This is a genomic window from Burkholderia sp. Tr-20390 (assembly GCF_017104595.1).
Taxonomy (GTDB): Bacteria; Pseudomonadota; Gammaproteobacteria; order Burkholderiales; family Burkholderiaceae; genus Burkholderia.
The window spans coordinates 1-10,627 of record NZ_JAAGPC010000236.1 but is presented as its reverse complement, the minus strand read 5'-3'; the positions used below and the strand labels follow the sequence as shown (position 1 = coordinate 10,627).

The window sequence follows — 10,627 nt, the reverse complement described above, 5'->3', positions numbered from 1 at the left end:
CTCTAGGTCGGCCTCGGCGAGGCGCTCGGCCTGCAGAGACATCGCCGTGAGCGGCGAGCGCAGTTCGTGCGCGGCATCGGCGACGAAGCGGCGCTGCGCGGCGACCGACTGTGCGACGCGCTCCAGCATCCGGTTGATCGCGACGACGAACGGCCGCACCTCGACCGGCACGCGCTCGGCCGGCACCGGGCGCAGGTCGTGCTCGTCGCGGGCATCGATGCCCGCGGACAGCGCGGCCACCGGGCGGAACAGCTTGCGCACGAGATCGGCGACGAGCAGCAGCAGGATCGGGACGAGGATCAACAGCGGCAACGCGGTGCGCCACGCGCTTTCGCGTGCGACATCGTCGCGCATGCCGGCTTCCTGCGCGACCGCGATGCGCTCGCCGTTCGCGAAGGTCCGGACCATCACGCGATACGTGCTGCCGCCGGCATCGACCGTATGCAGCCCGTCGGCAAGCGTCGGCGCCAGCGCGAGCCGCGGCGTGCCGTCACTGCCCGGCTGCGGTTGCGGTGCACTGCCGAGCGGCTGCACGAACACGCGCGACAGCTCGTCGCTTTCGCGCGCGGGCCCGGTGCCGTCGGCATGGAGCGACGACGCGTGCTCGCGGTCGAGCAGCGTCGCGACCTCGCGCAGCACGTCGTCCTGCAGTTCGTGCGCTTCGTCGAATGCCGATGAAAACGCGAACGCGGCCGCGGCCGTCGCGACGACCAGGATCGCGGCCGACAGCGCGACCGACAGCCGGAAGCCGATCGACTCGCTCAGGCGCTTCTTGAAACCATCCATCCCGCACCCCTGACGTTCTTGATCACGGTGCTGCCGAGCTTGCGGCGCAGCGAATGGATCAGGAATTCGACCGCATTGCTTTCGACTTCCTCGCCCCAGCCGTACAGGCGATCCTCGAGCTCGCGCCGCGACAGGATCGCACCCGGGCGCACCAGCAGCGCGCGCAGCAGCGCGAACTCGCGATTCGACAGCGGCACCGGCGCGTGCCCGTCGACGGCGGCCTCGCGCGTCGCCGGGTCGAGCGACACGATCCCGTTACTCAACAGCGGCGCGGCCGAACCGGCCCGGCGCCGGATCGCGACGCGAATCCGCGCGAGCAGCTCGGCCATCTCGAACGGCTTCACGATGTAGTCGTCGGCGCCGCCGTCGAGGCCGGCCAGTCGATCGTCGAGCCCGTCGCGGGCGGTGACGATCAGCAGCGGCGCGCTGGCGTCCTTCGCACGGATGGCGGCCAGCACGTCGAGCCCGTCGCGGCCGGGCAGGCCGAGATCGAGCAGGACCAGGTCGTAGGGCTGCGCGGCGAACGCAGTCAACGCGCGCACGCCGTCGGTGACCCAGTCGGTGGCGTACGACGCGTCCTTCAGCGCGGCGTGGACGGCCTCGCCGATCATCGGGTCGTCTTCGACGAGCAGTATTCGCATGCGTGTTCTCCGTGCGGCGCAAACGCCGCCAGCGTATGCGATTCCCGCACGGGCGTCACGTGCGGCGGCGTGCTGCGATCCTTATTTGCTGCTGAACCGGTCGAGCGCCGCGAGCAGGTTCTTCATCGCGGCGGCCGAATCGGCCTGGGTCGGATGATCGGCGCGCAGCGCGGAGAGTGCGCGGTCGATCTCCTGGTCGACCATGTGCCAGTCGGCGGCGGCGCGCGGCTTGAGGCCGGCTTCGGCCGAGTCCCACGCGATCTCGAGGTCCTTGATGCGCGTTTTCGCGCCGGGCAGGTCGCCCTTGGCGACGAGCGTGTTCACGTCGACGGCGATCGTGCGGAACTGCGACAGGTCGCCGAGCTTCGATGCGTGGGCCGCGGCAGGCGATGCGGCGGCCGAGGCGGGCACCGGCGTCGCTGCGATTGCATCCTGCTGCTTCGAGCAGCCGGCGGCGGCGCTCAGCAAGGCAATCGTGGCCCCGGCAACGGCGAGACGGGAAACGGGATGGGGGATGCGCATGGCGTGTCCTCGATTCGATGAACGGAAAGAACGGAAAGGAAAGGGCGTCATTCGGTGGTGCCGGCCTGCGTACGTGGGCCGCTGCCGAACTGCGCGACGGCGACGAGCAGCACGATCACGGTCAGGAACAGCAGGCTCGTCCAGGCGGCGCCGAAGCCGAGCCCGCCATAGGTGCGGGCCTGCGTGAGCAGGTCGCCGAGCGATGCGCCGAACGGGCGCGTCAGGATGTACGCGATCCAGAACGCGAGCACCGCGTTGGCGCCGAGCCGCCACATCACGAACACGGCCGCGATCAAACCGCCGAAGCACAGCGCGCCGAGCGTGAAGCCGAGCCCGAGCGCCTCGGTCGCGAGATCGCCCGCGGCGGTGCCCAGCGCGAACGTGCAGAGGATCGCGGCCCAGTAGAACAGCTCGCGCCGCGGCGTGACGATCGTGTCGATCGACAGCGTGCCTTCGACGCGATGCCACACGAAGAAGATCGCGGCGAGCGCGACGGCAAACGCGGCCGTGCTCGCATAGAGGCTGACGTTCAGGCCGTCGGTGAGCAGGTCGGTGATCTGCGTGCCGACGATGCTGACCAGCACCACCGTGAGCCAGTAGATCCACGGCACGTAGCGGCGCGTACGCAATTGCAGCCACAACGCGATCGCCAGCAGCGACGCCATCGCGATGCGCGTGACGGTCTGGCCGAGCCCTGCGTTGACCGCGAGAAAGTCCGCGCCGGTTTCGCCGACCGTGGTCGACATGATCTTGATGATCCAGAACGACAGCGCGACGTCAGGCACCTTGTTCAGCCAGTGCGGCGAGCGATGAGCGGGCAGGGATTGCATGCGGTGCCTCCTTGGGAGTCGGGTGGTCGGCATGCAGTCTGAAACGGAAGACTTAGGCCAGCCATAGCGGGGCCGGCAGCGGTAAAAACGCGCCGTTTCGACACTTCGACGAAATGGATCGTCGGAACGTCGAAATTATCGGTCGTTTCGCATCATTCTTCGTCTTGGAACTGATTTTGCGCGTCCTTACACTGTGTTCATGGCTCAACGCCGTTCACAACACCAACCCATCATCAGGAGATAAGCGCATGAAAATCGCCATCGTCGGCGCAGGTCTGATCGGCCACACCATTGCTCACATGCTGCGTGAAACGGGCGACTACGAAGTCGTCGCGTTCGACCGTGATGCGGATGCGCTTGCGAAGCTGTCGCGCGAAGGCATCGCGACGCAACGGGTCGATTCGGCCGATGCAAACGCGATTCGCGAAGCCGTGAAGGGCTTCGATGCGCTCGTCAACGCGCTGCCTTACTACCTCGCGGTCAACGTCGCCGCCGCCGCGAAGGCTGCCGGCGTCCACTACTTCGACCTGACCGAAGACGTGCGCGCAACCCACGCGATCCGCGAACTGGCCGAAGGCTCCGACCGTGCGTTCATGCCGCAGTGCGGCCTCGCACCGGGCTTCATCGGTCTCGCCGCGCACGAACTGGTGAACGGCTTCAGCGAAGTGCGCGACGTGAAGATGCGCGTCGGCGCGCTGCCCGAGTATCCGACCAACGCGCTGAAGTACAACCTGACGTGGAGCGTCGACGGCCTGATCAACGAATACTGCCAGCCGTGCGAAGCGATCCGCGACGGTCGCAAGCAATGGGTGCAGCCGCTGGAAGGCCTCGAGCACTTCTCGCTCGACGGTACCGAATACGAAGCGTTCAACACGTCGGGCGGCCTCGGCACGCTGTGCGAGACGCTGTCGGGCAAGGTCGAGACGCTCGACTACAAGTCGGTGCGCTATCCGGGCCACCGCGATCTCGTGCAGTTCCTGCTCGAAGACCTGCGCCTGTCGACCGATCGCGACACGCTGAAGTCGATCATGCGCCGCGCGGTGCCGTCGACGAAGCAGGACGTCGTGCTCGTGTTCATCACGGTGACGGGCGTGAAGGACGGCCAGCTGGTGCAGGACGTGTTCACGCGCAAGATCTTCGCGAAGGACGTGTGCGGGATGCACATGAGCGCGATCCAGATCACGACGGCCGGCGCGATGTGCGCGGTGCTGGATCTGTTCCGCGAAAAGAAGCTGCCGCAGAGCGGTTTCATCCCGCAGGAAAAGGTGTCGCTGAAGGCGTTCCTGTCGAACCGCTTCGGCAAGCTGTACGAAGGCGGCACGATGGAGCGCGTGCACGAAGTGGCCTGACCACCCGTCAGCCTCTGGCACGAGGGCCGTACGACGCCGGGAGCGCAACAGCGCTTCCGGCGTTGTTTTTTGCGGGTGACGAAAAAGAGCGGCCGGTCAGGCCGGCAGCGGCGGGACGATCGTGGCCGCGGGCGGAGGCGGCGCGATGCGGTACAGCAGCGCCTCGACGTCGGCGTCGGAGGGCGCGGTGTTGTCGAACATCACGATGCCGTCGCATTCGTGGCCGGTCGGCACGAAGCGGCGCTGCCGGTATTCATCCCAGTGCGCGAGCTTGTACGCATCGTTCGGGTTGCCGCGCGCGACGATCCGCTGGTGCGCGACGTCTTCCGACGTGTGGACCCAGACGACCGTCAGCGTGACGTCGGGCGCGATGCCGAGCCAGGCGCGATCGAGAATGCGGCGATCGCGCACTTCGCGCGACAGCGGGCCGACCACGAGCGCGCCGATGCCGAGCGCAAGATTTTCACGGGCCGTGTCGAGCAGCCCTTGATATTCGGGATCGCGCAGGTGCTTCAGGTAGAGCGGGCTGTCGCGGTCGTTCGGATTCTCGGTGAGCGCACCCATCGCGGCCGAGCTGTAGCGGCCGTACAGCGTGTCCTTGTCGAGCAGGCAGAAGGCCTCGCCGGTCGCGCGCATCAGCGGCCCGATGAGCCGCTTCGCGAGCGTGGTCTTGCCGGTGCCGGCGTGACCGCAGAAGAACACCAGATGCGTCACGAAGCCTTGCCCCCCGAGCGCGGGCCCGACGCGCCGTTGCGCTTGTCGGCGCGCGAGAAGACTTCCGCTTCCAGCCACATCGCGTTGATGATGCCGAAGCCGAGCGCCACGCCGATGCCGAGTATCCACGAGAAATACCACATGGGTCTGTCTCCTTGACGGTTGGGCCGCACGGCCGTGCGGCTGGGGGGGCCGAAGTGTCCGGGTGCGCATGCTGCGGCGCACGCAGCCCGATCATGACCAATATCGCCGAGCCGCGCAAGCCGGGCCGCCCGCGCAGCAAACCGGTAAACTGATGCGCAAACCGCAACGTCACGAACACCATGCTGATCAACTGTGCTGCATACCAGGACGGCCGCAAGCTGGCCGACATCGATATCGACGCCATCAGCGGCTACGTGTCGAAGCCCGAGTGCTTCGTGTGGGTCGCGCTGAAGGATCCGACGCCCGAGGAACTCGACCTGATGGGCGAGGAATTCGGGCTGCACGAACTGGCGCTCGAGGATGCTCGCAAGGGGCATCAGCGGCCGAAGATCGAGGAGTACGGCGACTCGCTGTTCGCGGTGCTGCATACGGTCGAGCTGGACGACGATGATGAATTCAATGTCGGCGAGTTGAACGTGTTCGTCGGCCCGAATTACGTGCTGTCGATCCGCAACCATACCGAGCACGATTTTCGCGACGTGCGCAAGCGCTGCGAGCGCGAGCCGCATCTGCTCCAGGAAGGTTCGGCATTCGTGTTCTATGCGCTGATGGATCAGGTCGTCGACCGCTATTTCCCGATCCTCGAAACGCTCGGCACCGAGCTCGAGCAGCTTGAGGACCGCATCTTCGCGAAGGCCACGCCCGCCTCGTCGCGCGCGATCATCGAGGATCTCTATTCGCTGAAGCGCCGGCTCGTGATGCTGTACCAGCACACGGCGCCGCTGCTCGAGCCGCTGGCGAAACTCACCGGCGGGCGCATTCCGCAAGTCTGCAGCGGCATGGAGCCGTACTTTCGCGACGTGTACGACCATCTGCAGCGGATCGTGAAGACGATCGAAGGGCGGCGCGAGATGGTGGTCACGGCGATCCAGGTCAACCTCGGGATGATCTCGCTGGCCGAGAACGAGGTGACGAAGCGGCTCGGCTCGTTCGCCGCGCTGTTCGCGATCCCGACGATGATCGCCGGCATCTACGGGATGAACTTCGCGAACATGCCCGAACTGCACCTGAAATACGGCTTCTACGGCTGTATCGGCGTGATGGTCGTGGCCGACTTCGCGTTGTGGTGGCGCTTCAAGCGGGCAGGGTGGCTGTAGTCCCGCGTCACGCGTGGGGCGGCGCATGCTTGCCGACCACGACGCGCCACGGACGCACGCGCCACGATTTCACGAGGCCGTTCTGCACGTACGGATCGGCGCGCGCGAACGACTCGGCCGCCTCCGGCGAATCGCCTTCGAACACGAGCACGGCCTGGTCGGCCGGGTCCGACAGCGCGCCGGCGAGCACGAGTTCGCCGCGCTCGGTCGCAGCCTGCGCAAGCGCGAGGTGCTGGGCGCGGAACGGTTCGCGACGGGACAGGTAATCGTCGACGAGTTCGTAGGTCAACTGGTAATGCATGGCGGCTCCGGGAAGAATCGCGGCGGCCGGTGCGTCAGCGCGCCGTCAGTCAGTTTGCTGCGGGCAGTATAGGGCACGCGGACGGCGGCGACACGACGCGGAGGGCGGCGCGCTTCAGTGGTCGAAAATGCAACTAACGGTCTGAGCATCGCTCGCCCTGAAATCCCGGCCGCAACGCGCTTTCCATGCAGCCTAGGTCTACAGGCCGCGGGCGGGGAGGATCCTTACGCCTTGTAGCCGATCGTGCGCAGCAGATCCTTGCGCCAGCGGATGTCGTCGTCATTTTCGACCCCGAGCGGCCCGAAGCCGTCGACGACGCCGACGATCCCGCGTCCTTGCGCGGTTTCCGCGACGATCACCTCGGTCGGGTTCGCGCTCGCGCAATAGATCCGGCAGACCTCCGGCACGGCCTTGATCGCGTTGAGTACGTTGACGGGGAAGAATCCGTCGCCGAGGAACACGATGAACGCGTGACCGGCGCCGATCGCGCCGGCGTTGCGGCAGGCGAGGTCGACGAGCGCCGCATCGGTGCCGGAGTGGCGCACCAGCCGCTTGCCCGACGCCTCGCAGAAGGCGAGCCCGAAGCGGATGCCGGGCACGGTGCCGACGAGCGCCTCGTGGATGTCCTCGACGGATTTGATGAAATGCGACTGGCCGAGGATGAAGTTCACGGTCTCGGGCTTGTCGACGGCAACGGTTTGCAGTTGCAGCATGGCGGACCTCGTCTCGCGATGCGGCGCGTGGGCCGCAATGGGCGCTTCAAGCTTAGTACGCTGCAGCCGGCGACGAAAGCGGCGCGGGCGGCCTATCCTTCGTTGTGTGTGGCGCGCGCTGCGCGAAGGCAATGGAGGGCGACATGGACGTGCGACAAGGCTTCGTCGATTGCGTGGGGCGCACGCCGCTGATTCGCTTGGCGAAGCTCAGCGCCGAGACGGGCTGCGAGATCCTGGGCAAGGCGGAATTCATGAATCCGGGCGGGTCGGTGAAAGACCGCGCGGCACTCTACATCATCCGCGACGCCGAGCGGCGTGGCGTGCTGCAGCCGGGCGGCACCGTGGTCGAGGGCACGGCGGGCAACACCGGCATCGGCCTGGCGCATATCTGCGCGGCGCGCGGCTATCGCTGCGTGATCGTGATTCCCGACACGCAATCGCCGGACAAGATGGCGATCCTGCGCACGCTCGGCGCCGAGGTGCGCCCGGTGCCGGCGGCGCCCTACCGTGACCCGAACAACTATCAGAAGATTGCCGGGCGGCTCGCGGACGAACTCGACAACGCGGTGTGGGCCAACCAGTTCGACAACGTCGTCAATCGCCAGGCGCACTACGAGACGACCGGGCCCGAGATCTGGCGCGATACGGCAGGCACGATCGATGCATTCGTGTGCGCGACCGGGACGGGCGGCACGCTGGCCGGCGTGAGCCGTTATCTGAAAGAGCAGAAGCCGGACGTCCGGATCGTGCTGGCCGACCCGCACGGCAGCGGGCTTTACGGTTACGTGAAAACGGGCGACCTCGGCGCGGAAGGCAGCTCGATCACCGAAGGCATCGGATCGACGCGCGTCACGATGAACCTTGCGGACACGCCGATCGACGATGCCGTGCGGATCGACGATCAGCAGTGCGTGACGATGGTCTACCGGCTGCTGCGCGAGGAGGGGCTGTACGTCGGCGGATCGAGCGGCATCAACGTCGCGGCGGCGGTCTGGCTGGCCCGCCGGATGGGCCCGGGGCAAACGATCGTGACCTTGCTGTGCGACCGTGGCGACATCTATCGCACGCGGCTGTTCAATCGGGAATGGCTACGTGAAAAGGGACTGGATCCGGGGGACTGAACCCGTGTGTCGAGTCGGTGCGAAGCGCGGGAGCGGTGAGGTTTTCCATCCGCCGGAATGCGACCTATGCTGAACGAATCCGGTGCGAACGCCGTTCGCCCGTTTCGCCAAGACGAGGTGTGCCATGCCTGTATCAGCCACCCTGCAGGATTGCCTGCGTCAGAAGTCATCGCGGTACGAAGTGGTGTACCACCCCTATAGCCATACGAGCATGGAGACGGCCGCCGCCGCGCATATTCCCGGCGATCGCCTCGCGAAAACCGTGCTCCTCGAAGACGACGAAGGCTACGTCGCCGCCGTATTGCCGACCACGCACGCCGTGCGCCTGTCGGATCTCTGGGTGAAGACGGGACGCCATCTCGTGCTCGCCCGGGAGGTCGAGTTGCGCGAGCTGTTCAAGGATTGCGACATGGGCGCGTTGCCGCCGGTGTGCATGGCGTACGGCATGAAGACGTTTCTCGAGGAACGTCTCGCGCAGCAGCCGGAAGTCTATTTCGAGGCCGGCGATCACGAAGCGCTGATCCACATGATGCAGGACGAATTCCTGATGCTGATGGAGACGGCCGAGCGCGCGCATTTCTCGCACAAGATGCAGGGCATGCACTCGTGACGCGCGCGGGGAAAGGGCGCTGGTAGGTGCGTGTCTGACGCGGCCGCGTATCGAGGCGGAAAGTGGTCGGGCGATATTTAATTCGATGTGCGAAATTGTTGCGGAGTTTCGTCGAGTGCCGGGCCATCATGAAAATTTGCATCGTATTGCAGATCAAATTTCCGGATATCCGCAGTGTTTCGGACGTTCCGAGGGCGCGGTGTCGGCCGGTTCGAGTCAGTTGATCAAGCGTATCCGACGACCGATGCGGGGAGGGGCGTATGCTGCCGGTCGCTTCCGGCGCAGCCCATTTTGGTGCGGCGCGGGAAATATGCCGATATTTATGTCGAAACAGATTAATATCCGTTTTCGCATATATCCATACAATTCAATTACCGTTTTTATAATAAAAGATTGGTTTGTGCTTACCGGAATATTATTTGAATAAACCCTCCAAACTTTGTATTCGGGCATCAAATAAAGTTTGACGTCAAAATTTTTTCCTTGCTATTGTCTGCACCCAAGTGAACGGCGCCATTGACATCACCGTGTAACGAACGGCGGGTCGTCATACGAAATGTAAGGTGCCGCCCGCTCAGCTGACAATTGCCTGAACGTGCTGGCGCGTTTTTTCCGGTGCATAACCGGGCCGCGCCGGCCGGAACGATTCCTTGAAAAAGAATGAATTGGCATTCGAATTGAATTCTTTCAATTCGTATTGCTAATTGAATTTGAAATGAAATGTTCGGATTGATGCGGTGGCGATGCCGACCTGGCTTCGCCGCCGGCAGCGATCCGAAACTGGGCGAATCGCTTGGGGGATGGATAGTGGGCATGAAAGTCGAAGAACGTCTGGCTACGTCGAACAGCGGACTGGCTACGCTGGGCCGTCCGCGAGAGTTCGGCAAGAAGCAACAGAATCCGGTACGCCGGTTCGGCGGCATCGGAATCGTGCTGGTGCTGCATGTCGTGCTGATCTACGCGCTGCTCAACGGACTCGCGACGAAAGTCGTGCAGGTGATCCAGCACCCGATCGAAACCCGCATCATCGAGCCGGTCAAGCCGCCGCCGCCTCCGCCGATGCCCGTGGTCAAGCTCCCGCCGCCGAAATTCGCGCCGCCGCCGCCGCCGTTCGTCCCGCCGCCGGAGGTGCCGGTGCAGGCGCCGCCGCAGGCGACGATCACGCATCAGTCGGCCCCGGTACCGTCCGCACCCGCCGTGCAGGCGCCGGTCGTGGCGCCTCCCGCGCCGGCCAAGCCCGTCAGCCATGACGTGGGGGTGGTCTGCCCGAATTCGGACACGCTTCGCGCGTCGATCCAGTATCCGAAAGAGGCGCAGGAAAACAACATCACCGGCGACGTGACGATCGAGTTCGTCGTGGATGCGGAAGGGAACATCACGAACGAGCGTGTGGCGCAGTCGGCTGATCCGATCCTCGATCGTGCTGCCTTCAACACCGTGAAGCGCTTCAAGTGCGTCGCGCAGGGCCAGTCGGTACGGGTCCAGGTTCCGTTTTCGTTCAATCTGAATTGATGCAGTGGGCGGCCCGGCGCGATCCGGGCCGGAAAAACCATCTCGAACTGACGTGCTAAGTTCACCGAAATAACTGGAGTGGGGTATGACGAAGCGTTCACTGGCCGCGCTGGCGGCAAGCATCCTGATGTCCGTCGCCGCAATCGACGGGTTCGTTGCACCGCAGCTCGCCCACGCGCAGGCAAGCGGCGCGGCCGGCACGTCGGCGCAGGCCGCGCCGCTTGCCA

At 65.3% G+C, this 10,627-nt stretch carries 13 protein-coding genes; 5 read left to right on the top strand and 8 right to left on the bottom strand.

Annotated features, from left to right (window positions below; all coding sequences use genetic code 11):
• The 4 genes from G3N98_RS35565 to G3N98_RS35550 form a co-directional block, all read right to left on the bottom strand.
• Positions 1 to 786, bottom strand: a 786-nt coding sequence (locus tag G3N98_RS35565) for a histidine kinase dimerization/phospho-acceptor domain-containing protein (protein WP_277396941.1), incomplete at its 3' end; no start/stop codon positions are given.
• Positions 762 to 1,427, bottom strand: a complete 666-nt coding sequence (locus G3N98_RS35560) for a response regulator transcription factor (protein ID WP_089440160.1) — start codon at positions 1,425 to 1,427, stop codon at positions 762 to 764. The genes G3N98_RS35560 and G3N98_RS35565, both read right to left, overlap by 25 nt.
• 81 nt (positions 1,428 to 1,508) lie before the next feature.
• Complete coding sequence (locus G3N98_RS35555) at positions 1,509 to 1,949, bottom strand: hypothetical protein (RefSeq protein ID WP_206150745.1); 441 nt, start codon at positions 1,947 to 1,949, stop codon at positions 1,509 to 1,511.
• A 47-nt stretch (positions 1,950 to 1,996) separates the two neighbouring features.
• A complete protein-coding gene (locus tag G3N98_RS35550; RefSeq protein WP_206150744.1) occupies positions 1,997 to 2,779 on the bottom strand; it encodes a hypothetical protein in 783 nt (260 codons plus the stop codon).
• A 248-nt stretch (positions 2,780 to 3,027) separates the two neighbouring features.
• Between G3N98_RS35550 and G3N98_RS35545 the strand changes: the two genes are divergently transcribed.
• Positions 3,028 to 4,128 carry a saccharopine dehydrogenase C-terminal domain-containing protein gene (locus G3N98_RS35545; protein WP_039357959.1) on the top strand — a complete coding sequence of 367 codons (1,101 nt, stop codon included), beginning with the start codon at positions 3,028 to 3,030 and terminating at the stop codon, positions 4,126 to 4,128.
• A gap of 96 nt (positions 4,129 to 4,224) precedes the next feature.
• Here G3N98_RS35545 and G3N98_RS35540 read toward each other — a convergent pair whose 3' ends face one another.
• The gene (locus G3N98_RS35540; protein ID WP_175239873.1) at positions 4,225 to 4,842 is read right to left on the bottom strand and encodes an ATP-binding protein; all 618 of its coding nucleotides are present in this window, start codon (positions 4,840 to 4,842) and stop codon (positions 4,225 to 4,227) included.
• Entirely contained in the window at positions 4,839 to 4,985 is a 147-nt protein-coding gene (gene cydX / locus G3N98_RS35535; RefSeq protein WP_206150743.1) for a cytochrome bd-I oxidase subunit CydX, read from the bottom strand. Before cydX ends, G3N98_RS35540 begins: the two co-directional genes overlap by 4 nt.
• Before the next feature lie 180 nt (positions 4,986 to 5,165).
• Here cydX and corA point away from each other — a divergent pair, with 180 nt between their 5' ends.
• Positions 5,166 to 6,143 (top strand): magnesium/cobalt transporter CorA, encoded by a 978-nt coding sequence (gene corA, locus G3N98_RS35530; RefSeq protein ID WP_206150742.1) that lies wholly within the window; start codon positions 5,166 to 5,168, stop codon positions 6,141 to 6,143.
• A gap of 7 nt (positions 6,144 to 6,150) precedes the next feature.
• On the opposite strand, the gene G3N98_RS35525 is transcribed toward corA, so the two are convergent.
• Positions 6,151 to 6,444 carry a YciI-like protein gene (locus G3N98_RS35525; protein ID WP_089472867.1) on the bottom strand — a complete coding sequence of 98 codons (294 nt, stop codon included), beginning with the start codon at positions 6,442 to 6,444 and terminating at the stop codon, positions 6,151 to 6,153.
• A 224-nt stretch (positions 6,445 to 6,668) separates the two neighbouring features.
• Complete coding sequence (locus G3N98_RS35520) at positions 6,669 to 7,157, bottom strand: adenosine-specific kinase (protein ID WP_206150741.1); 489 nt, start codon at positions 7,155 to 7,157, stop codon at positions 6,669 to 6,671.
• A 143-nt stretch (positions 7,158 to 7,300) separates the two neighbouring features.
• On the opposite strand from G3N98_RS35520, the gene G3N98_RS35515 reads away from it, so the two are divergent.
• The 3 genes from G3N98_RS35515 (at position 7,301) to G3N98_RS35505 (ending at position 10,400) form a co-directional block, all read left to right on the top strand.
• On the top strand, positions 7,301 to 8,278 hold the full coding sequence (locus G3N98_RS35515; RefSeq protein ID WP_206150740.1) for a cysteine synthase A: 978 nt from the start codon (positions 7,301 to 7,303) through the stop codon (positions 8,276 to 8,278).
• Between the two features lie 124 nt (positions 8,279 to 8,402).
• A complete protein-coding gene (locus G3N98_RS35510; protein ID WP_031401741.1) occupies positions 8,403 to 8,888 on the top strand; it encodes a YbaK/EbsC family protein in 486 nt (161 codons plus the stop codon).
• Between the two features lie 813 nt (positions 8,889 to 9,701).
• The gene (locus tag G3N98_RS35505) at positions 9,702 to 10,400 is read left to right on the top strand and encodes an energy transducer TonB (RefSeq protein WP_089472864.1); all 699 of its coding nucleotides are present in this window, start codon (positions 9,702 to 9,704) and stop codon (positions 10,398 to 10,400) included.
• Positions 10,401 to 10,627 lie beyond the last annotated feature (227 nt).